The following is a 20059-nucleotide window of genomic DNA, read 5'->3' as shown; positions in this document are numbered from 1 at the left end:
TCAGCCATGATGGGACAGCGGGCACAGGCGTTCCAGTGATCACTAGGCGTAGGAACCTTCATGATCACTGATGCCTGTGCCCGCCTCCTACCCGGCTCATCCCCGCTGACCTATTTGCGCGCCCTCTAAGCCTCGGCGCCACGGCGATGGGGAGGATGCCTCAGCGTGGACGGGTGACCGGCGAATCGTCCAGTGTGGCCAGCAGCGCGGCCGGGTCGTCGTACACCGCCACCGCGCCGGCGCCGGCCAGCTCACCCCGGCTGGTGCCGCCGCAGGTCAGCCCGACGCACGGGATGTCCAGCTTGCCGGCCGCCGCGACGTCCCAGACGGAGTCGCCGACGAAGACCACCCGCTCGGCGGCCAACCCGGACTGATCGAGCGCGGCGACCAGGATGTCCGGGGCCGGCTTGCTCTGCTGGGCGTCCGCCGACGAGGTGACCGTGTCGACCACGTCGTCGGCGTCCAGCGCGTGGCGCAGTGCGCCGACCTCGTGTTCGGAGGCGGAGGTGGCGAGCACCACCCGCAGCCCCCGCTCGGCGCAGGCGCGCAACAGGGCCGCCGCCCCGGGCAGCGGCGTGAGCCGTTCCCAGTACTCGGCGTACAGGGTGTCGTGCGCGTCGCGCAGCTTCGCGTCCGCGTCACGGTCCCGTTCCGGGCCGAGCAGGTGTTCCAGGAGCTTGTCCGAGCCCATCCCGATCGACCGGTGCACGGTCGCCATCGGCACCGGCTGGTCGGACTGGCGCAGCGCCTCCCACCAGCTCACGGTGTGCAGGTACGTGGTGTCGACGAGGGTGCCGTCGACGTCGAAGAGGACCCCGGCGGGTCGGTCGGTGCGCATGGGGTCCCTCCTACCCGATCAGTGGCCGGCTGACCCATCCAGGCCCGGCGTGCACGGCCGGTTTCAGCGGCGCTCGGCCGACGGAATGAGGATCTCGAACCAGACCGTGGAGCCGCGGACCGTCGGGTCGGTGCCCCAGGCGTCACTGAGCTGCTCGATCAGGCCGAGCCCCCGACCGCGACTGCTCAACGTGTCGGTGCGGGCCCGGGTCACGGTCCCCCGGGTGCCCGAATCGGCGACCGAGACCAGTAACCGTTCGGGGCTGAGGTCGATCTCCACCCGGGCGGCGGTGCCGGCGTGCAGCAACGCGTTGGTGGTCAGCTCGCTGGTGCACAGCACCGCCGCGCCGATCACCGCCTCGGGCACCTGCCACTCGGTGAGCTGGCCGCTCATCCAGTGCCGGACCCGGCCGGGGGCGGTCGGCTCCGCCGGCACCTCCATGCTCGCCGAGCGGCTCGGCATGAGCGCGTGCTCGACCGCCAGCACGGCCACGTCGTCCTCGGTGCCGCCGGGCACCGCGGCGGTGGCCACCGCGCAGAGCGCCCGGGGGTCACTGCTGCCGGCCTTGGCGACCGCGTCGCCGAGCGCGTCCAGCCCGACGGTGAGGCTCTGCCTGCGGCGCTCCACCACGCCGTCGCTGAACAGCAGCAGGGTGTCGCCGGGGCGGAACGCGACGGTGGTGGTGGCCGGCCGGCCACCGAGCCCCAGCGGGGGGCCGACCGGCATCGTCAGGTACTCGGAGTGTGAGCGACCGTCCGGGGCGCAGCGGCGGATCAACGGCGCCGGGTGCCCGGCGCTGGCCAGGATGAACTCGCGCCGGTCGGCGTCGATGACCCCGAACACCACGGTGACGAACAGTTCGTGCGTGCCGGCCTCCGCGCCCAGGCTGGTCACCAGCCGGTCCAGCCCGGCCAGCACCGCGTCCGGGGCCGGGTCGGCCAGGGCCAGCGCGCGCAGCGCCGCGCGGACCTGTCCCATCCGTGCGGCGGCCTGTACGTCGTGTCCGGCGACGTCGCCCAGCACGACGCCGAGCCCGCCGGTGGGCAGCAGGAACGCGTCGTAGAAATCCCCGCCGGCCGCGTTGCCGTCCACCCCCGGGTCGTAGCGGGCCGCGATCCGCAGCCGGGGCAGGTCCGGCAGGTTCTCCGGCAGCATGCTGCGTTGCAGCAGCTGGGCGGTGCCGTGCTGGGTCTCGAACCGGCGGGCCCGCTCCGCCGCCTGCCCGATCAGCTCGGCCGAGGCGGCCAGCAGCGCCCGCTCGGCGGCCGACCAGGTGTGCGGAACCTGGTAGCCGACGGCCAGCCCGCCGCGGACCACCGAGGTGCCCAGCGGCAGCGCGGCCAGCGAGCGGATCTTCTGGTCGTGGCGGTCCACCGCGGTCTCCCGCAGCGGCTGCCCGTCCCGCATGAACGACGGCCCGCCGGAGCGGGCCGCGTCCACCACCGGGGCCGACCAGTCCGCCGGGACGCGCCGCCAGAGCGGCGGCAGGCGCTCGTCGGCCTCGTCCATCAACTCACCGCGCACCCGGCGCACCATCCGCCATCCGCCACCGCCCTCGTCGACCGCGAACGCGACCTGGTCGGCGTCGAAGGTGGTGATCGCGTACCGCAGCGCCACCCGGGCCACGTCGTCGAGCGTGAGGGTGCCGGCGAGCGCGGCGGCGACCTCGCTGAGGCTCTGCAACTGCTCGGTGACGTGGGTGGTTTCGGCGGCGACCGTCAGCATCCCGACGATCTGCCCGGCGCTGTCCCGGACCGGGGAGTGGCTCCGGGTGAAGACGGCCTGCTCGGCGACGCCGGAGCGGCCGCGCACCATCGGGAGCGTGCTCTCCGTCTCCAGGAACGGCACGCCCTGCCGGTAGGCGCGCTCGATCACCTCGCCGACGGCGGGCAGGGTCCAGATCTCGGCGTACACCTCGGCGGACGGGCGGCCGAGGGCCGTCGGGTGCTTGCTGCCCAGCAGGTCGGCGTAGCCGTCGTTGTAGAGCAGGACGAGGTCGTCGCCGTACGCCAGCGCCATCGGCATCGGGGAGGCGAGGATCAGATCGACCACGGCCCGGATCGCGGGGTCCCACCCCTCGGGCGGACCGAGCGAGGTGCCGGCCCAGTCATGGGCGAGCACGGCGCCAGCGCCCGGTCCGGTGGATGCGCTGGATGCGCCCGGGAGCGGGGTTGCTGGCGTGGGGACTCGCCCGACCGTTCCTGGCATGTTCGCAGCCTAGCCGGCCGCCGGACAGCCGCATCCGATCATGGCCGCGGGTCGTCGCGAGCCCCGCCGCGGTGGCTGTTCGGGCAGTTCAGGGCCCCTGTTCGGCGACTTGTCGGAAAAAACGTGGCGAGCCGCGCGGACTGTCGCAGCGGTGGCCGGGTATGCGCCCGGCGCAGTCCATGCGACAGGAGGGACATCATGCTGAAAACCCTCGCGGTCCGGCAGGCCGACATCGGTGACGCCATCGCCGACACCTGGAGGTCGGTGCTGCTCTTCATCCCGAAGGCCGTGGCCTTCATCGTGATCCTCGTGGTCGGCTGGCTCATCGCCAGAGCGGTCCTGAAGATCGTGGACGCGGCACTCGAACGGGTGCACTTCGACCAGGCGGTCGAACGCGGAGGCATCAAACGTGCGTTGGAGAGAACTAAGTACGACGCCAGCGGGATCCTGGCCAGACTCGCGTACTACGCGGTACTGCTGTTCACGCTGCAGTTCGCGTTCGGCATCTGGGGGCCCAACGCGATCAGTGACCTGATCAGCGGCGTGGTGGCCTGGCTGCCGCGCGCGTTCGTGGCGATCATCATCGTGGTGGTGGCGGCCGCGATCGCGAACGCCGTCCGGGATCTGGTCTCCGGGGCGCTGGGCGGTCTCTCGTACGGCAAGGTCCTGGCCGACCTGACGGCGATCTTCATCATCGCGCTCGGCGTGATCGCAGCGCTGAACCAGGTGGGTATCGCCACCACGGTGACCACGCCGGTGCTGATCGCGGTGCTCGCCACGGTGGCCGGCATCCTGATCATCGGTGTCGGTGGCGGTCTGGTGAAGCCCATGCAGAACCGGTGGGACCGCTGGCTGGACCGGGCGGCCGAGGAAGCCCGGGCGGTGCAGGAGAACCGGCGGGCGACCACGGCCGGTCGCGGCGACGTGGAGCGGCAGATGGCCGACCGTGGGGGCGACCGCACCCAGGCCATGCCGCAGGTCGAGGAGCAGGCGACGCAGTACCGCCCGTAGCGGGGCGGAACGGCGAACAGTCGGTGGGGGAGGGTGTTCCGCGTGTGGCGCGGACGCCCTCCCCGCGCGCTACCGGTCGCTGGCCGGCCGCGGCGGTCCGACCGTTCGGCAGATGGTCAGGTCCGGTCCAGCGCGCGAGCCAGCGCGCAGACCGCGACCAGCCGGGTGAGCAGCCAATCCGGCTCGCTCCAGTCCACCGGGCCGCTCGGCGGCACCCACCCGTGCTCGACGGCGGCCGCGCGGACCCCCTCGGCGTAGCCGGCGAGCGTCGCGGCGGTCAGCGGGCGGCGGTCCCCGTCGAGGCTGTCGCGCACGGCGGCCGCGTGCTGGTCGACCAGGGCCAGCAGGCCGGGTCGCGCCGCGGCGGCGGCGAGCCCGGCGGTGCCCACGGAGACGGTGAGAGCGGCCAGGGTGGACCGCGCCGAGTCGACGGCGGTACGGGGGGCGACCCGGTTGAACGGCACACGCATGGTGACCGAGGCTAACCGACCGGTGACCGGGTCGACCTCGGCCGCTCGGCGGGTGTCGGCTGCGCCACCGGCCGAGCCGGGCTGACCGCGAGGGTTGATCCGGCACAGACGGGGCAGCAGGAGAATCACGGCACAGGGCGGCACAGAGCACGGAGGAACGGATGGGACAGCAGGCGGATGGACCGGACGAGCAGCACCGCCGCCCGGCCGGGGTGAGCGACGCGACGGTCGCCGCGCTCGGCAAGCTCAGCGAGGCGCTGGAGTGCGTCGAGCGCGCCCGGGGGCACCTGTACTCGCTGCACCAGCTGATCGGGCACGCCGACCTGATGCTCGACGACGCGGTGAAGCAGTTCCGCGCCGCCGGGCATCCGCAGCTCGCCGACCGGATCGACACCGAACTGCTGGGCCGTAACGTCATCGCCGGACGGTGGACGTTCCAGATCGTCGAGGACTTCGACGACGGCTACCACGCGCTGTTCCGGGAGCTGGACCGGCAGGCCCGCGAGGAGCTGGTGGGCGGGCGGCGCCACCTCTACGAGGCGGAGATGAAGGAGCGACGCCGCAGCCGGGGCCAGCCGGGGCACGAGGCCCGGCCGGGCGGCGAAGGCTAGTCGCGGGCCGCGTCCGCCGGCCGTCGCCGGGCCGCGTCGTCGGCCATGATCACGGTGGCCACCATCAGCGCGACGCAGAGGCTGAACAGCCAGGACTCGTCCGAGACGAGCCAGGCGGAGACGGGCGCCTGCAGCGCGGCGAGCAGGAAGCCGAGCCAGGCGAGCCGGCGCTGTCGCGGGGAGAGGATTCCGGAGCCTTGATGCATCCCGAAATTCTTACGCGAACTGGTCGGTCTGCCGTCCTCCGATCGGTCGATTCTGGATGAGCTGTCCGTTTTCTCGACCGTCCGGACAGCACTTCTTGCCGCCGCGAGCGACCGCCCGGAGCTGGCGGTAGGGTGCCGCTGCGGCAGGATGGTGTTCCGTGCCCACCACGCCCGCGCCGCCCCGCGCCTCGCTGCTCCTGCTGGCCTATCTCGCCTTCGTGAGTCTCGGCCTGCCCGACGGCCTGCTCGGTGTCGGCTGGCCCTCGATCAGTGCCGACTTCGGCGTACCGACCGAGGCCGTCGGGCTGCTGCTCACCGCGGGCACGGTCGGCTACCTCACCTCCAGCGTGCTGGCCGGGTTCACCCTGGCCCGGGTCGGGGTGGGCGCGCTGCTCGCCGGCAGCACCCTGCTGGCCAGCCTGGCGCTGACCGGGTACGCCGCCAGCCCCGGGCTGGTCGTGCTGGTGGGCTGCGCGCTGCTGCTCGGGCTGGGCTCCGGCGCGATCGACTCCGGGCTCAACGCGTACGCCGCGGGGGCCTTCGGTCCGCGGCACATGAACTGGATGCACGCCTTCTTCGGGCTGGGTGTGGCGATCGGCCCGCTGATCATGACCGCGGCGCTGAGCGCTGGGCTGGCCTGGCGGTGGGGGTACGGCATCGTGGCCGCCGCCCAGCTCGCCCTCGCCACCGCGTTCGCGCTCACCGTACGGGCCTGGCGGCGCCGTGACCCCGCCGAGTCGGGCGCCGCCGTCGCGACGTCGCCCGCCCCGCCGGCGGCACAGGTTTCGATCCGGGCCACGCTGCGGCTGCCCGCGGTCTGGTCGGGGGCGCTCGCCTTCGCGCTGTACGTGGCCATCGAGGTGTCCGCCGGGCTGTGGGCGTTCCTGCTGCTGACCGAGGGACGCGGGCTGAGCGCCGCGGTGGCCGGTGGCTGCGTCTCCGCCTACTGGGGCAGCCTCTTCGTCGGCCGGGTGGTGCAGGGCGTGGTGGCCGAGCGGCTGGGGGCCCGGCTGGTGCTGCGCGGCAGCCTGGCCGGGATGGCCTTCGGCGCGGTGCTGATCGCCGTACCCGGGTCGGCCGCCGTGGCCGTGCTCGGTCTGGTCGTGGTCGGGTTCGCCGCCGCGCCGGTGTTCCCGCTGCTCACCCTCACCACCGCCGACCGGGTCGGTGCGGCGCACGCGGACCGGGCCATCGGGCTCCAGATCGGCGCCGCCGGCGTGGGGGCGGCGCTCGTTCCGGCCGGGCTCGGCGTGCTGATCGGCACCACGTCGGTACAGGCGCTCGGCCCGGCCCTGGTGGTGCTCGCGCTGGCGCTGGTCGTGCTGTACGAGCTGGGCGCCCGCCGGCCCGGCCCGGAGCGGCCGCTGCCCGCCGAGGCCGGGCCGGATCAGCCCACGTCGCCCGTTCCGGCCGGGACCGGTCAGGCCGGCACGGCGGCTCAGCCGGTGTCCGGTCCGGTCCTGCCGGTCGTGGACGGGCGGTAGGCGCGATCCGGGTCGGTCGGCTCCCGGCCGGCGCCCCGGGCCTGACCGCCGCGGTCCGCTGCCGCCGGTCCGTGCCCGAAGGCGGCCTCCTCGCCGGCGTCGTTGCCGGTTACGTCGTCGGCCTGCCCGTCGATGCTTGAGCCCGCCACGGCGCGTTCCAGTTCCTCCAGCGGAATCCGTTCCTCGTCGCGCCACACCCTGTTGTCGTCGGTCATGCCTACAGCGGTACCCGGGCGCGATGATCGCAAACGGGTGGTGGCCGGCCCGAGACACGGCGATGGCCGCCGGGGACTCCGGCGGCCATCGGACATCGATGCTCACATCACGGCTGCGGGCGGTCCACCTTGCCGCGCCAGGCGCCGGTCTCCTGACCGCGCCGCTCGATGTAGGTCTTGAACCGCTCCAGGTCGCCCTTGGCCCGCCGGTCGACGATGCCGAGCTTGTCACCGGCCTGCTCGACCACCCCGTGCGGCTCGAACTCGAGCTGGAGGGTGACGCGGGTCTTGTCCTCGTCCAGCCGGTGGAAGGTCACCACGCCGGCCTGCTGGGTGCCGCCGGTGGAACGCCAAGCGACCCGCTCGTCGGGGAGCTGCTCGGTGATCTCCGCGTCGAACTCGCGCTTCACCCCGGCGATGTTCACCGTCCAGTGGGTCATCGTGTCGGAGAGCTGCCGAACCTCCTGCACGCCCTCCATGAACTCGGGGAACTCCTCGAACTGCGTCCACTGGTCGTAGGCGGTGCGAATGGGGACGGACACCTCGACGTGTTCGGTAACGCCACTCATCAGGAAACCTCCTTTGGTCGCCGGTCGTCCGGATCGGGGGACGATCCGGTCACCAGCGGGTTGTCTCGTTCTTGTTGCCGAGCGCGGCCCAGACCTCGGAGACCGTCTGGTAGCGGGTGCCGTCGGGCAGCCGCTCCAGCGCCCTGACGATGTCGTCCGGCGCGTCGTTGTCGCGCGCGTTGGCGATCAGCGTTTCCCGGTCGCCGGGCAGGGCGCTCATCGTGATGAACCGGCCCAGCCGGCTGCGCTGCTCGACGTCCTGCGAGCTCATTCCCTTGGGTGCCCCGGTGCGCAGTTCACCGGCCGGGGCGGTGGTCGCCTCGGGCTGGTCCTCACCGGCCGGTTCCGGCACGCGGGACTCGTCGACCCGGGAGCCGCCGGTCCCCGGCCCCTGGACGAGGCCGCTGACCTCCTGGCTCATCTGCTCATCGATCCTCGGTCCGTGCTTGCTGTTGCCACGCTCCATGCCTTCTCCGCTACCCGGCACCCCGGCCGGTAAACCGGCACCGGGTCACGAACCGGCCCTCGGGCCGGCCCCGGATCGGACACACGGCCCGGTACCGGCGTTCAGGACTCGGCCGGCTTCCGCGGCGGCAGCACCGGCTCGTCCGGGTCCGGGTCGCCGGCCTGCAACCGCCGACCGCGCTGCACCTCGGCGTTGATCTGCACCCCCAGCATCAGCGCCGAATTGGAGAGGTAGAGCCAGACCAGGAACGCGATGGCCGCCCCCAGGCTGCCGTAGGTGGCGTCGTACGAGCCGAAGTTGGCGACGTAGAGGCCGAAGCCGAAGGAGGCCACTGCCCAGGCGGACAGGGCCACCGCACCGCCCGGGGTGAGCCAGCGGAACCGTGGCTGCCGCACGTTCGGGGCGATCCAGAACAGCAGTGACAGCAGCACCATCATGATCAGGGCGAGCATCGGCCACTTCGCCACGCTCCACACCGTGCGTGCCAGGCCACCGGCGTTGATCAGGTCGCCGACCGCGTCGGTGACCGGACCGCTGACGATCAGCCCGAGGGCGACGACCGCGAGCAGCACCAGCGTGATCGCGGCCAGACCGATCTGCAACGGGCGCAGCTTCCACACCGGCCGGCCCTCGGTCACGCCGTAGATGGCGTTGGAGGCGCGGGTGAACGCCCCGATGAAGCCCGACGCCGACCAGAGCGCTCCGAGCAGACCGAAGCTGAGCAGCACCTTCGCGGAGCTCTCCTGGTCCACCACCTCACCGATCACCTTGATGATGCCGTCGTCGGCCACCACCGACCCGGCGCCCATCTGCCTGGCCAGGTCGACCACCGTTGCCACGGTCTGTTCGCCGTTGGAGACCAGGCCGACCAGGGCCACCACCACGATGGCGGACGGAAAGAGCGCGAGCACACCGTAGTAGGTCAGCGCGGCGGCCCAGTCGGAGCAGTTGTCGGTGACGAAGTTGCGTGCGCTGCGGACCACCACCCCACGCCAGGTCCGCCAGCTCAGCTGCCGCATTCGCCGGGGTACCCGGGTGCCGAGTGTGCCGCCGAGCGTCGTACCGGGCTCCGTGGTCGTCATGCACGCTCCCTGTGCCCCGGCCGCCGGATGACCGGTCATCCGGTCGGGCCTGGCCCGGCCGGTACCCGCGCCGGGAAATCGACAAACCCGCCCGCCGTCCGGCGACCCCCGCGTAGGGTTTGCCGCCCCGTAACCGGGGAACGGTCACGGTGATCCTGTCGACACGGAGGAGGACGAGATGCCCGGGCGCGAGGACCTGCCCAGCACGCTGCGACGCTCCCCGGACAAGGCGCAGCGCACCTGGGAGAAGACGCACGATTCGGCGGTGGAGACCTACGGCGAGGGGGAGCGGTCGCACCGCACCGCCTTCGCTGCGGTGAAGCACCAGTTCGAGAAGGTGGGCGACCACTGGGAGCCGAAGGGCCGCAAGGGCCCGAGCGATCGTCAGGCAGCCGGCGGTGGGCCGGAACGGCGGGCCCCCACCGCGGGTGGGGTGGACGCCAACGCCAGCAAGGACCACCTGATGTCGGTGGCCCGTGAGCTGGACGTGGCCGGCCGGTCCAGCATGACCAAGCCGGAGCTGGTCAAGGCGATCGAGAAGGCCAACGATCGGGCCACCCGCAAGGCCCGCGGCGACTGACGGTCGCGACTCCGGTGCGCAGCCCGCACCGGAGGCACACGGATTGCGGTACGGGCGGACGCGGCGACCCCGCGCCCGCCCGTACCGTTCACCACTGCCCGCCGCCCGGTGCCTCGATGTGCACGGCCTTCGTGGCGGTGAACTCGTCCAGCAGCTCCGGGCCGTACCCGAAGCCCTGCCCACTGGCCCGGCGCGGGTGCGCGGCGCCGCCCGGTGCGCCGCCGAACACTGAGTTGATCTTCACGGTGCCCACCGGCAGCTCCCGCCAGGCCCGCTGCGCGTGGCTCATCGACGCGGTCAGCACCGTCGCGGCCAGCCCGTACGGGGAGTCGGCCGCGCAGCGCAGGGCCTCGTCGAACGAGTCGACCACCACCACGGGCGCGACCGGCCCGAACGTCTCCTCCCGCACCAGTGGCATGTCGTGCCGGCAGTCGGTGACCACCGTGGCCGGGTAGAACGCCCCAGGCCCGTCCGGCAGCTCCCCGCCGGTACGCACCCGCGCGCCGTCCGCCACCGCCGCCGTCACCTGCCCGTGCACGTGGTCGCGGTGCCGCCGGTCGACCAGTGGGCCCAGCTCGGCGCCCGGGTCGCGGCCCGGGCCGGCCCGCAGCGCGCCGGCCCGTTGCACGAGCGCCGCCACGAAGTCCTCGGCCACCTCCCGGTGCACGTAGATCCGCTCCACCGCGACACAGATCTGCCCGGCGTTGGCGAACGCGCCGAGCGCGGCCTGACCGGCCGCCCAGCTGGCGTCGACACCCGCGTCGACGATCAGGGGATCGCTGCCGCCGTTCTCCAGCAGCACCTTCGCGCCGGTGCGGGCCGCGGCGGCGGCGATCGCGCGTCCGGTCGCGGTGGAGCCGACGTGCGCGACGACGTCCACCTCCTGGCCGGCCAGCGCCGCACCGACCTCCGGCCCGCCGGTGAGCAGCGACAGCACGCCGGCCGGCAACGCCTGGTCCAGCGCGCGGGCCAGCAACCAGCCCGTCGCCGGGGTCCGTTCACTGGGCTTGTAGAGCACCACGTTGCCGGTGACCAGTGCCGCGCCCAGCAACCCGCAGGAGACCGCCACCGGGTCGTTCCACGGGGTGATCGCGGCGACCACGCCACGCGGCTGCGGGGTCATGAAGTCCAGCGCGTCCGGTTCGCCGTGCAGCGTCCGCCCGCCGCGCAGCGGGGCCAGCTCAGCGTACTGTCGCAGGGTGCCAATGCCCGCCTCGACACCGCCGCGCGCATCCGCCAGCGGCTTGCCCATCTCCGCGGTGACCGCCGCGGCCAGCTCCTCGGTCACCGCCGCCACCGCGTCCGCGGCCCGGTGCACCGCCGCCGCCCGCGCGGCCGGCGCGGTCGCCGCCCACTCCGCCGCCGATTCACGTGCCGCCTCCACCGCCTTGCCGACCTCGTCGGCCGTGGCCACCGGCACCGAACTGACCGGCGAACCGTCCGCCGGGTCATGGACGACCAGCTCGCCGCCCCCGCCGCCCGCGCCCCACACCCCGCCTATCAACTGCGCAACCGTGTACATGCGACGCTGGATGCCCCGGCCCCGGCGAGGCAAACGCGTTTCGCCCGGTTGCGCGCCGGGTAGGCGGATCGGATGACTACCACCGGCGCGGAGAGCGCTGACGCCGTCGTCGTCGGGGCCGGCCACAACGGCCTGGTGGCGGCCAACCTGCTGGCGGACGCCGGATGGGACGTGGTCGTGCTGGAGGCGACCGCCGTGCCCGGCGGCGCGGTCCGCTCCGCCGAGGTGACCGCGCCCGGCTACCTCAGCGACCTCTACAGCTCCTTCTACCCCCTCGGGTACGCCTCGCCCGTGCTGGCGGGGCTCGACCTGGACCGGTACGGGCTGTCCTGGCGGCACTCACCGGACGTGCTGGCGCACCTGCTGCCGGACGGCCGCGCCGCGGTGATCAACCGGGACCCGGACGTCACCGCCGCCTCGCTGGAGCGGTTCGCCCCCGGCGACGGCAAGCGCTGGCTGAACGCGTACACCGACTGGCTCGAGGTGGCCGAGCCGATGCTGGAAACCATCACCAGGCCCTTCCCGCCCGTGCGGGGCGGGCTGGCCCTGCTGCGGCGGATGCGGATCGCCGGAGCGCTGCGGTTGGCCCGGCGGCTGGTGGTGCCGGTCCGCAAGCTCGGCGACGAACTCTTCGACGGCGACGGCGGGCCGGCGCTGCTGGCCGGCTGCGCCCTGCACACCGACCTGTCCCCGGAGGAGGCCGGCTCCGGGGTGTACGGCTGGCTGCTGGCCATGCTCGGCCAGCAGGTCGGCTGGCCGGTGCCCGACGGTGGCGCGCAGCAGATCACCAACGCGCTGGTGGCCCGGCTGGAGGAACGCGGCGGCCGGATCCTCTACGGCGCCCGGGTCGACCGGGTCCTCACCGCCCGGGGCCGGGCGATGGGGGTGCGCACCGTGGGCGGCGCGCTCTGGCGGGCCCGGCGGGCCGTGCTCGCCGACGTGCCGGCGCCGGCGCTCTACCTCGACCTCGTCGGCGCGGCGGCGCTGCCGTCGCGCCTGGTGGAGGATCTGGCGCACTTCCGCTGGGACGGCTCGACGCTGAAGGTCGACTGGGCGCTCTCCGCGCCGCTGCCCTGGACGACCCGGGAGGTGGCCGGCGCCGGCACCGTGCACCTCGGCGCGGACCTGAACGGGCTGACCCGCTATGCCGGTGAGCTGGCCCGCGGTGAGCTGCCGCGCGACCCGTTCCTGCTGCTCGGGCAGATGTCGGTGGCCGATCCGAGCCACTCCCCGCCGGGCACCGAGTCGCTCTGGTCGTACACCCACCTGCCGTTCCGTCGGGACTGGCGGACCGAGGACATCGCCGGGCACGTCCAGCGGATGGAGGACGTGCTGGAGGCGGCGGCCCCCGGTTTCCGGCAGCTCATCGTCGGCCGGCACGTGGCCGGTCCGGCCGACCTGGAGAAGGGCGACCCGAGCCTGGTCGGCGGCGCGCTCGGCGGTGGCACCGCCGCCGCGTACCAGCAGCTGTTCCTGCGCCCGATCCCCGGCCTGGGCCGCGCGGACACCCCGGTGGACCGACTCTTCCTGGCCAGCGCGTCAGCGCATCCCGGTCCCGGGGTGCACGGCGCACCCGGCGCGAACGCGGCCCGTGCGGCGCTCGCGCGCGACCGCGCGCTCACCGGCCGCGCCTACGCCGCCGCCATCGCCGCCGCGCACCGCGCCGTCTACCCCGACTGACCTGCCGCGCCCTGGCCGGCCCAGGCGGCCGGGGCGCGGGTCGGGGACGGGTCAGCTGGTGATGTTGCGGTGCTTGCTGCGCAGCCGGAACGGCATCAGCGCACTCTCGATCTTGGTCGCGGTGGTCATCTTGGATTCACCGTCGCGCCGCTCCTCGAAGCGGATCGGCACCTCCAGGATGGTGTGCCCCAGCTTGGTGGCCAGGTAATGCATCTCCACCTGGAAGCTGTAGCCGTTGGACTGCACCCGCTCCAGGCCGATGTCCCGCAGCGCGTCGGCGCGCCAGATCTTGAAGCCGGCGGTCAGGTCCCGGATCCGCACCCGCAGCAGCGTGTGCACGTAGAGGTTCGCCCAACCGCTGAGCGCCCGGCGGTACAGCGGCCAGTTCTCGTCCAGCTCGCCACCGGGCACGTACCGGGAACCGATCACCACGCCGGCCTGGGTGGAGAGCAGCGCGCCGAGCATCCCCGGCAGCGCCTCCGGCGGGTGGGACAGGTCCGCGTCCATCTGCGCCACGTACTCGGCGCCGCCGTCGAGCGCCCGGCTCATCCCGTCCACGTAGGCCCGGCCCAGGCCCTCCTTGCCAGCCCGGTGCACCACCTCGATCCGGTCCGGGTGCTCGATGGCCAACTTGTCGGCCACCTCCCCCGTGCCGTCGGGAGAGTTGTCGTCGGCAACGAGGATGCGCAGACCCGGCAGCGGCAGTGCGAGCAGCCGCTCGACCAGCGCCGGGAGGTTGCCCGCCTCGTTGTAGGTGGGCACCACGACGGTCAGGCGCGCGTCCCGCCACGGCGACGGCAGCTGCACGGGCTCGATCATGTCGGACATCCTCGGTTTGCGGACAGGGCTACCTGAGAGGGTAGCCAGTTGCCACATCCGGGTTGAAAAGGCTCCCCTTCCGGGCGTTGCGGACGGTGTCCATCCGCAGCGTGCGAGCCCTGCTCGCCGCTGCGGATCCAGGTCAGCGCGGGCGCCGGGCGGCGGCGACGAGGGCCAGCGCCGCGCCGGCGAGCGCGACACCGGACAGCGCCGGCTTGTGGGTGCCGACCCAGAGCGCCGCCGAGCGACTGCGCGCCCGGTCGGTGAAGACGCCCGCCGCGCCCCGGTCCCGGTCCTCGTCGCCGGGGTGGTCGAGATTGTCCCGCCAGGTGGCCCGGTCGATCTCCCCGCCGGTCTGCTGGCTCTCGTACCCGTCCCGGGCCAGCTTGCGGTCCAGCAGGCCGGGGATCAGGATGTCGCCCAGCCGGGCCCGCCAGGTCGGGCCGCCCACGTTCAGCTCCCGGGTGCCGTGGTCGGCGGCCCAGACGATCGCCCGCGCGGCCAGCTCCGGCGCGAAGATCGGCGGCACCGGCTGCGGATGCCGGGGCAGCCGGGTGCGGACCCACGAGAACTGTGGCGTGTTCACCGCGGGCAGCTGCACCATCGACAGCTTCACTCCCGGGCAGTCGTGCAGCAGCTCGGCCCGCAGCGAGTCGTTGAACCCCTGGACGGCGTGCTTGCTCGCGCAGTACGCCGACTGCAGCGGGATCCCCCGGTAGGCCAGCGCCGAGCCCACCTGCACGATCGCGCCGCGGCCGTGCGCGCGCATGTGCCGCAGCGCCGCCAAGGTGCCGTGCACCGTGCCCAGGTAGGTGACCTCGGTGACCCGGCGGAACTCGCGCGCCGGGATCTCCCATGCCGGCGCGAACACCGACACCATCGCGTTGTTGATCCACACATCGATGCGGCCCCACCGGTGCACCACGTCGTCGGCGGACTGCTGCACCGCACCCGCGTCGGCGACGTCGACCCGGTACACGCGTACGTCGGTGGCGCCGCGCCGCCGGCACTCCCGCTCGGCGGCGGCCAGGCCCGCCTCGCCCCGGGCCAGCAGCGCCAGCCGGGCGCCCCGGGCCGCGTACGAGTGTGCGACGGCCCGACCGACGCCGGCGCTCGCGCCGGTCACCACCACGGTCTGCGTCACGGCGCACCCTTCTGCCGGGTGGCGATGTCGGCGAGCCGATCCAGCGTCTCCCGGTTACGCAGGTGCAGCACGAGATCATTGATCTTGTTACGGATCCAGCGCAGCGGACCGGCGGCGAAGTCCTCCCCGATGCGGACCCGGGTGGCGCCCTCGCCGACCGGTTCCAGGGTGAAGGCCACGATCGCCTCTCCGGCCGGCCAGAGACCGGCCCGGAGCACGAGCCGGTGCGGTGGCTCACAGACCAGCACGGTGGAGGCGTCCTGCAACGAGAACGGCCACGGCCCGGCCCGGTGGTGCACCTGACTGCCCACCCGGGGCCAGGCGTCGTCCACGTCCCGGACGTGCGCGGTGCCGACCACCCAGTCGCTGTACGTCCACCCGTCGGCCAGCACGTCGAACACCTGCTGGGGGGAAGCGTCGATCACTTTCTCCACAATCGCCACTGGGCTCCCATACCCCGTCGGCACGGAGGCTAACGGACTGGCGGGTTAGCTTCTCCGGGGCGGCGGGTAAGGCCGACGCGGGGCGCCGCCGGTGGCGCTGGCCCACCGCGCCGGCGACCACGTTTACTCCTCGGGGCGCAGGGAACCCGCCGCCTGTGCGACAGGACCAGGAGGATCCGGATCAGCGCAGGTCAGCCCCGGTGTACGCCGGTGCTGGCCGGGCCGGTTCCGGGCCTGTCGAGGGCACCCGCCCCGTCCTGTACGACGCGGTGCTGCTGGACCGGGACGGCACCCTGATCGAGGACGTGCCGTACAACGGTGATCCGGAGAAGGTGCGGCCGGTGCCGGGGGCGCGAGCGGCGCTGGACCGGCTGCGGGCCGCGGGGCTGCGGCTGGCGGTGGTGACGAACCAGTCCGGCCTGGCCCGGGGCTACTTCAGCGAGGAGCAGATGCGGGCGGTGCACGCCCGGATCGAGGAGTTGCTGGGTCGCTTCGACGCGTGGTTGGTCTGCCCGCACGACGACGCCGACGGCTGTGACTGCCGCAAGCCCGCTCCCGGCCTGGTGCACGCCGCCGCGCGGGAGCTCGATACGAGCGCGTCGCGCTGCGTGCTGGTGGGCGACATCGGCCGGGACGTGGCCGCCGCGATGGCGGCGGGGGCGGCGGGGGTGCTGGTGCCCACCCCGGTGACCCGACCGGAGGAGATCGCCGCCGCCGGGTGGCTGGCCAACGATCTTCCGGCGGCGGTGGATGAGATCCTGCGCCGCCAGCAGGCGGTGCACGCCGTGTCGGTTCCGGCCGGCGAACGGGTGGGGACAACGCTGGTGGTGCGGTCGGACTCGGCCGGGGACGTGCTGGTCACCGGGCCGGCGATCCGTGCCGTCGCGGCCGGCGCGCAACGGGTGGTGCTGCTCTGCGGGCCACGCGGACGCGCCGCCGCCGACCTGCTGCCCGGCGTCGACGAGATCATCGAGCATCCGCTGCCGTGGATCGACCCCGCTCCGGCGCCGGTCGACCCGGACGCCATGCGGACCCTGACCGCGCGCCTCGCCGCGGTCGGCGCGGACGAGGCGGTGGTGTTCACCTCGTTCCACCAGTCCGCCCTGCCACTGGCGCTGCTGCTGCGGATGGCGGGGATCCGCCGGATCGCCGCGATCAGCGACGACTACCCGGGTGCCCTGCTGGACGTCCGCCACCGGGTACCCGTCGGCGTCCCCGAACCCGAACGTGCCCTCTCCCTCGCCGCCGCCGCCGGCCATCGGCTGCCCGTCAACGACGAACCCGTGCTCCGGCTGCGGCAGGACGCCCTGCCGTCCCGCCCGGCCGACCTCGGTGACCCCGGCTACGTGGTGCTGCATCCCGGCTCCGACGCGTCGAGCCGGGCCTGCCCGCCCGAGCTGGCGGCCCGGATCGCCGGCTCGCTGACCGCTGCCGGCCATCGGGTGCTGATCACCGGCGGCCCCGACGAGCGTGACGTCACCGCCCGGGTCGCGGCGGCCGGCGGCACCGACCTGGGTGGCCGGACCGACCTGCCCGGGTTGGCAGCGATCGTCGCCGACGCCGGCGCGGTGGTGGTCGGCAACACCGGGCCGGCGCACCTGGCCGCCGCGGCCGGGGTGCCGGTGGTGAGTCTCTTCGCGCCGACCGTCCCATTCGGACAGTGGGGGCCCTACCGGGTGCCCACCGTCCGGCTCGGCGACGCCGGTGCGCCCTGCCGGGACACCCGGGCGGCCAGTTGCCCGGTGCCCGGTCATCCCTGCCTGAGCGGCATCGACCCGGCCGAGGTGGTCGAGGCGGTGCGAGTGCTGGCCGGCGGCGGCGGTGGCGGCCGATGAACGTCCTGCTCTGGCACGTGCACGGCTCCTGGACCACGTCGTTCGTGCACGGCAGCCACCGCTACCTGATCCCCACCACGCCCGACCGCGGCCCCTACGGCCTCGGCCGTGCCCGCACCTACCCCTGGCCGGACAGCGCGGTCGAGGTCGCCCCCGCCGACCTGCCCGGCGCCGACGTCGACCTGGTGATCATGCAACGCCCCGAGGAGGTCGACCTCACCGAGGAGTGGCTGGGCCGCCGCCCCGGCCGCGACGTGCCGGCCATCTACGTCGAACACAACACGCCCAAGGGCGACGTGCCCAACACCCGGCACCCGATGGCCGGACGCGAGGACCTGCTCATCGCCCACGTCACCGGGTTCAACCAGATCTTCTGGGACACCGGCGCCACCCGCACCACGGTGGTCGACCACGGGATCGTCGCGCCCGTCGTGTCGTACACCGGTGAGCTGGACCGGCTCGCCGTGGTGATCAACGAGCCGGTCCGGCGGGGCCGGGTCACCGGCACGGACCTGCTGCCCCGATTCGCCGAGATCGCACCGCTGGACGTGTTCGGCATGGGCGTCGCCGGCCTGGCCGACCACCTCGACCTGCCCGCCGACCGGCTCACCAGCCACGACGACGTGCCCCAGGAGCGGATGCACGCCGAACTGGCCAGGCGGCGCGCGTACCTGCACCTGTGCCGGTGGACCTCGCTCGGGCTCAGCCTCATCGAGGCGATGGCGATCGGCATGCCGGTCGTCGCGCTCGCCACCACCGAGGCGGTGACGGCGGTGCCGCCGGAGGCGGGGGCCCTCGCCACCCGGATGGACACCCTGCTCGACGCCGCCCGTCATTTCATCGCAGAGCCGGCGGCCGCGCGTCAGGCCGGCGCGGCGGCACGGTCGGCCGCGCGTGACAGGTACGGCCTCGACCGTTTCCTCGCTGACTGGGACCGGCTGCTGGAGGAGGAAGTATGCGGATCGCGATGATCTCGGAGCACGCCAGCCCGCTCGCCATCCTCGGAGGGGAGGACGCCGGCGGCCAGAACACGCACGTCGCGGAGCTGTCCGCCGCGCTCGTCGACGCCGGGCACGAGGTGCGGGTCTACACCCGCCGGGACGCGCTCGACCTGCCGGTGACCGTCCGCAGCCCGGACGGGTACGACGTGGTGCACGTGCCGGCCGGTCCGGCCGAGCCGGTGGCCAAGGACGCGCTGCTGCCGCACATGCGGGAGTTCGGCCGGTGGCTGGTGGAGCGGTGGCGTGGCGGGGACTGGATGCCCGAGGTGATCCACGCGCACTTCTGGATGAGTGGCCTGGCCGCGCTGAACGCCGGCCGGCAGACCGGCGTGCCGGTGGTGCAGACGTACCACGCGCTGGGCACCGTGAAGCGCCGCTACCAGGGCGTGCAGGACACCAGCCCGGCCCGCCGGATCTCCTACGAGCGGGAGCTGGGCCGTTCGGTGGACCGGGTGGTCGCGCAGTGCCGCGACGAGGTTGGCGAGCTGGTGCGGATGGGGGTGCCCCGGTCCCGGATGACCGTCGTTCCCTCCGGGGTCAACCTCGCCTCGTTCGCCCCGCTCGGGCCGGCCGCGGACCGCGAGCCGGGCCGGCCCCGGATCCTGACCGTGGGCCGGTTGGTCGAGCGCAAGGGCTTCCAGACGGTGGTCCGCGCGATGGCGCTGGTGCCGGACGCCGAGTGCGTGGTGGTGGGCGGGCCGCCCGAGGGGCTGCTGGAGACCGACCCGTACGCCCGGCGGCTGCGGGCGCTGGCCGAGTCGTGCGGGGTGGCCGACCGGGTACGGCTGGTCGGCGCGGTGCCCCGGGAGGAGATGGGCCGCTGGTACCGCTCGGCGGACCTGCTGGTCGCCGCCCCCTGGTACGAGCCGTTCGGGTTGACCCCGCTGGAGGCGATGGCGTGCGGGGTGCCGGTGGTCGGCACCGCCGTGGGCGGCATCCGGGACACCGTGGTCGACGGGACGACCGGTGACCTGGTGCCGGCCCGCGACCCGCGTGCTCTGGCCACCGCGATCCAGCGGCTGCTCGACGACCGGATCCGGCGCTTCCGGTACGCCACCGCCGCGCGCGAGCGGGCCCGGTCGCGGTACTCCTGGGCGGCCACGGCCGAGCGGCTGGCGGAGCTCTACGGCGAGGTGGCCGCCGTGCGCCGGCCGACCCGGGTGGTGGCCTGATGCCGGCGGGCAGCCCGCTCGACACCCACCTGACGAACCTCGCCGCCGCTCTGGTGCCGTACCGGCGGTGCGAGTCGCAGCTGGCTCGCTGGGGTGCGGAGCTGGCGCACCGGCTGGCGGCCGGCGCACGGTTGCTGGTCGCCGGCAACGGCGGCAGCGCGGCCGAAGCCCAACATCTCACCGCCGAACTCGTCGGCAAGCTCCACCACGACCGTCAGCCGCTGTCCGCCATCGCCCTGCACGCCGAGACCAGTGCAGTGACCGCCATCGCCAACGACTACGGCTACGCCGACGTCTTCGCCCGCCAGGTCCGCGCCCATGGCCGGCCCGGCGACATCCTGCTGCTGCTCAGCACCAGCGGCACCAGCGCCAACCTGCTCACCGCCGCGGACGCCGCCCGGGACGGCGGCCTCACCACCTGGGCGCTCACCGGGCCCGCCCCGAACCCCCTCGCCGACGCCTGCGCCGACGCCCTCGCCGTCGCGTCCGCGGACTCCCAGGTCGTCCAGGAACTGCACCTCGTCACCAGCCACCTGCTCTGCGAGTACCTCGAGCAGGAGTTGCCCGCCGCGCTGGCCGCTTCCGTCCAGCACGCGCCGGCCGAGCCCGCACCGGCCGGTCGGCTTCCGTCCGGGTCGGTGCGTACCGGGGTCGAGGTGGTGCTCGACGGCGGGACCGGACAGCAGGTCGACGCGTGAGGATG

At 74.0% G+C, this 20059-nt stretch carries 21 protein-coding genes; 9 read left to right on the top strand and 12 right to left on the bottom strand.

Translation table 11 applies throughout. The features are described from left to right. Nucleotides 1-160: 160 nt before the first annotated feature. Complete coding sequence (locus KBX63_RS32280; protein ID WP_210917892.1) at nucleotides 161-838, bottom strand: HAD family hydrolase; 678 nt, start codon at nucleotides 836-838, stop codon at nucleotides 161-163. Nucleotides 839-901: 63 nt separating this feature from the next. After that, a complete protein-coding gene (locus KBX63_RS32275) occupies nucleotides 902-3046 on the bottom strand; it encodes a SpoIIE family protein phosphatase (protein WP_210917890.1) in 2145 nt (714 codons plus the stop codon). Between the two features lie 198 nt (nucleotides 3047-3244). Here KBX63_RS32275 and KBX63_RS32270 point away from each other — a divergent pair, with 198 nt between their 5' ends. After that, nucleotides 3245-4057, top strand: coding sequence for a hypothetical protein (locus KBX63_RS32270; protein ID WP_210917888.1), 813 nt, complete (start codon nucleotides 3245-3247; stop codon nucleotides 4055-4057). 116 nt (nucleotides 4058-4173) lie between these two features. Here KBX63_RS32270 and KBX63_RS32265 read toward each other — a convergent pair whose 3' ends face one another. Then, a complete protein-coding gene (locus tag KBX63_RS32265) occupies nucleotides 4174-4527 on the bottom strand; it encodes a DUF6401 family natural product biosynthesis protein (protein ID WP_210917885.1) in 354 nt (117 codons plus the stop codon). A 161-nt stretch (nucleotides 4528-4688) separates the two neighbouring features. Here KBX63_RS32265 and KBX63_RS32260 point away from each other — a divergent pair, with 161 nt between their 5' ends. Next, complete coding sequence (locus KBX63_RS32260; RefSeq protein ID WP_210917882.1) at nucleotides 4689-5138, top strand: hypothetical protein; 450 nt, start codon at nucleotides 4689-4691, stop codon at nucleotides 5136-5138. Here KBX63_RS32260 and KBX63_RS32255 read toward each other — a convergent pair. Next, complete coding sequence (locus KBX63_RS32255) at nucleotides 5135-5344, bottom strand: hypothetical protein (protein ID WP_210917879.1); 210 nt, start codon at nucleotides 5342-5344, stop codon at nucleotides 5135-5137. The two genes, KBX63_RS32260 and KBX63_RS32255, sit on opposite strands and share 4 nt — an antisense overlap. A gap of 158 nt (nucleotides 5345-5502) precedes the next feature. On the opposite strand from KBX63_RS32255, the gene KBX63_RS32250 reads away from it, so the two are divergent. Further along, complete coding sequence (locus KBX63_RS32250) at nucleotides 5503-6828, top strand: sugar MFS transporter (protein WP_210917876.1); 1326 nt, start codon at nucleotides 5503-5505, stop codon at nucleotides 6826-6828. On the opposite strand, the gene KBX63_RS32245 is transcribed toward KBX63_RS32250, so the two are convergent. From KBX63_RS32245 to KBX63_RS32230, 4 genes are all read right to left on the bottom strand, one after another. Further along, nucleotides 6783-7043 (bottom strand): hypothetical protein, encoded by a 261-nt coding sequence (locus KBX63_RS32245; RefSeq protein ID WP_210917874.1) that lies wholly within the window; start codon nucleotides 7041-7043, stop codon nucleotides 6783-6785. The genes KBX63_RS32250 and KBX63_RS32245 overlap by 46 nt on opposite strands. Before the next feature lie 107 nt (nucleotides 7044-7150). Next, nucleotides 7151-7612 (bottom strand): SRPBCC family protein, encoded by a 462-nt coding sequence (locus KBX63_RS32240; RefSeq protein ID WP_210917872.1) that lies wholly within the window; start codon nucleotides 7610-7612, stop codon nucleotides 7151-7153. A 49-nt stretch (nucleotides 7613-7661) separates the two neighbouring features. Beyond that, a complete protein-coding gene (locus tag KBX63_RS32235; protein ID WP_210917870.1) occupies nucleotides 7662-8078 on the bottom strand; it encodes a DUF2795 domain-containing protein in 417 nt (138 codons plus the stop codon). Nucleotides 8079-8179: 101 nt separating this feature from the next. Then, nucleotides 8180-9160: a YihY/virulence factor BrkB family protein gene (locus KBX63_RS32230; RefSeq protein WP_210917869.1), complete on the bottom strand. Its 981-nt coding sequence runs from the start codon at nucleotides 9158-9160 to the stop codon at nucleotides 8180-8182. A gap of 178 nt (nucleotides 9161-9338) precedes the next feature. On the opposite strand from KBX63_RS32230, the gene KBX63_RS32225 reads away from it, so the two are divergent. Next, the gene (locus tag KBX63_RS32225) at nucleotides 9339-9740 is read left to right on the top strand and encodes a ChaB family protein (protein ID WP_121652734.1); all 402 of its coding nucleotides are present in this window, start codon (nucleotides 9339-9341) and stop codon (nucleotides 9738-9740) included. A gap of 88 nt (nucleotides 9741-9828) precedes the next feature. Here KBX63_RS32225 and KBX63_RS32220 read toward each other — a convergent pair whose 3' ends face one another. Further along, on the bottom strand, nucleotides 9829-11262 hold the full coding sequence (locus tag KBX63_RS32220) for an aldehyde dehydrogenase (protein WP_210917868.1): 1434 nt from the start codon (nucleotides 11260-11262) through the stop codon (nucleotides 9829-9831). Between the two features lie 72 nt (nucleotides 11263-11334). Here KBX63_RS32220 and KBX63_RS32215 point away from each other — a divergent pair, with 72 nt between their 5' ends. Then, nucleotides 11335-12942, top strand: coding sequence for an NAD(P)/FAD-dependent oxidoreductase (locus KBX63_RS32215; RefSeq protein ID WP_210917867.1), 1608 nt, complete (start codon nucleotides 11335-11337; stop codon nucleotides 12940-12942). A gap of 51 nt (nucleotides 12943-12993) precedes the next feature. Here KBX63_RS32215 and KBX63_RS32210 read toward each other — a convergent pair whose 3' ends face one another. The 3 genes from KBX63_RS32210 to KBX63_RS32200 form a co-directional block, all read right to left on the bottom strand. Further along, nucleotides 12994-13761 (bottom strand): polyprenol monophosphomannose synthase, encoded by a 768-nt coding sequence (locus KBX63_RS32210; protein WP_210917866.1) that lies wholly within the window; start codon nucleotides 13759-13761, stop codon nucleotides 12994-12996. A gap of 142 nt (nucleotides 13762-13903) precedes the next feature. Next, on the bottom strand, nucleotides 13904-14905 hold the full coding sequence (locus tag KBX63_RS32205; protein ID WP_210917863.1) for an SDR family oxidoreductase: 1002 nt from the start codon (nucleotides 14903-14905) through the stop codon (nucleotides 13904-13906). Then, the gene (locus KBX63_RS32200) at nucleotides 14902-15330 is read right to left on the bottom strand and encodes an SRPBCC family protein (protein ID WP_307871917.1); all 429 of its coding nucleotides are present in this window, start codon (nucleotides 15328-15330) and stop codon (nucleotides 14902-14904) included. Before KBX63_RS32200 ends, KBX63_RS32205 begins: the two co-directional genes overlap by 4 nt. A gap of 173 nt (nucleotides 15331-15503) precedes the next feature. Here KBX63_RS32200 and KBX63_RS32195 point away from each other — a divergent pair, with 173 nt between their 5' ends. Genes KBX63_RS32195 through KBX63_RS32180 form a run of 4 tightly spaced genes read left to right on the top strand, consistent with a single transcriptional unit; the run spans nucleotide 15504 to nucleotide 20054 of the window. After that, nucleotides 15504-17183: an HAD-IIIA family hydrolase gene (locus KBX63_RS32195; protein WP_374102290.1), complete on the top strand. Its 1680-nt coding sequence runs from the start codon at nucleotides 15504-15506 to the stop codon at nucleotides 17181-17183. Beyond that, nucleotides 17180-18154 (top strand): glycosyltransferase, encoded by a 975-nt coding sequence (locus tag KBX63_RS32190; protein WP_210917857.1) that lies wholly within the window; start codon nucleotides 17180-17182, stop codon nucleotides 18152-18154. Before KBX63_RS32195 ends, KBX63_RS32190 begins: the two co-directional genes overlap by 4 nt. Beyond that, on the top strand, nucleotides 18139-19356 hold the full coding sequence (locus tag KBX63_RS32185; protein WP_210917856.1) for a glycosyltransferase: 1218 nt from the start codon (nucleotides 18139-18141) through the stop codon (nucleotides 19354-19356). Before KBX63_RS32190 ends, KBX63_RS32185 begins: the two co-directional genes overlap by 16 nt. Continuing rightward, nucleotides 19353-20054: an SIS domain-containing protein gene (locus KBX63_RS32180; protein WP_210917894.1), complete on the top strand. Its 702-nt coding sequence runs from the start codon at nucleotides 19353-19355 to the stop codon at nucleotides 20052-20054. The genes KBX63_RS32185 and KBX63_RS32180 overlap by 4 nt, the downstream gene beginning before the upstream one ends. Nucleotides 20055-20059 lie beyond the last annotated feature (5 nt).

The sequence above is a fragment of the Micromonospora sp. U21 genome, from assembly GCF_018070045.1.
GTDB lineage: Bacteria > Actinomycetota > Actinomycetes > Mycobacteriales > Micromonosporaceae > Micromonospora.
Note: the sequence above shows the minus strand (reverse complement) of the source record. Positions and strands in the feature narration are given on the sequence as shown.

Bases quoted from the DNA above. Each gene is read 5' to 3' on its own strand.
- KBX63_RS32235 (WP_210917870.1), bottom strand. From the start codon at position 8,078: ATGGAGCGTGGCAACAGCAAGCACGGACCGAGGATCGATGAGCAGATG.
- KBX63_RS32280 (WP_210917892.1), bottom strand. From the start codon at position 838: ATGCGCACCGACCGACCCGCCGGGGTCCTCTTCGACGTCGACGGCACC.
- KBX63_RS32210 (WP_210917866.1), bottom strand. From the start codon at position 13,761: ATGATCGAGCCCGTGCAGCTGCCGTCGCCGTGGCGGGACGCGCGCCTG.
- KBX63_RS32245 (WP_210917874.1), bottom strand. From the start codon at position 7,043: ATGACCGACGACAACAGGGTGTGGCGCGACGAGGAACGGATTCCGCTG.
- KBX63_RS32260 (WP_210917882.1), top strand. From the start codon at position 4,689: ATGGGACAGCAGGCGGATGGACCGGACGAGCAGCACCGCCGCCCGGCC.
- KBX63_RS32185 (WP_210917856.1), top strand. From the start codon at position 18,139: ATGCGGATCGCGATGATCTCGGAGCACGCCAGCCCGCTCGCCATCCTC.
- KBX63_RS32275 (WP_210917890.1), bottom strand. From the start codon at position 3,046: ATGCCAGGAACGGTCGGGCGAGTCCCCACGCCAGCAACCCCGCTCCCG.
- KBX63_RS32270 (WP_210917888.1), top strand. From the start codon at position 3,245: ATGCTGAAAACCCTCGCGGTCCGGCAGGCCGACATCGGTGACGCCATC.
- KBX63_RS32225 (WP_121652734.1), top strand. From the start codon at position 9,339: ATGCCCGGGCGCGAGGACCTGCCCAGCACGCTGCGACGCTCCCCGGAC.
- KBX63_RS32220 (WP_210917868.1), bottom strand. From the start codon at position 11,262: ATGTACACGGTTGCGCAGTTGATAGGCGGGGTGTGGGGCGCGGGCGGC.
- KBX63_RS32265 (WP_210917885.1), bottom strand. From the start codon at position 4,527: ATGCGTGTGCCGTTCAACCGGGTCGCCCCCCGTACCGCCGTCGACTCG.
- KBX63_RS32240 (WP_210917872.1), bottom strand. From the start codon at position 7,612: ATGAGTGGCGTTACCGAACACGTCGAGGTGTCCGTCCCCATTCGCACC.
- KBX63_RS32190 (WP_210917857.1), top strand. From the start codon at position 17,180: ATGAACGTCCTGCTCTGGCACGTGCACGGCTCCTGGACCACGTCGTTC.
- KBX63_RS32255 (WP_210917879.1), bottom strand. From the start codon at position 5,344: ATGCATCAAGGCTCCGGAATCCTCTCCCCGCGACAGCGCCGGCTCGCC.
- KBX63_RS32230 (WP_210917869.1), bottom strand. From the start codon at position 9,160: ATGACGACCACGGAGCCCGGTACGACGCTCGGCGGCACACTCGGCACC.
- KBX63_RS32215 (WP_210917867.1), top strand. From the start codon at position 11,335: ATGACTACCACCGGCGCGGAGAGCGCTGACGCCGTCGTCGTCGGGGCC.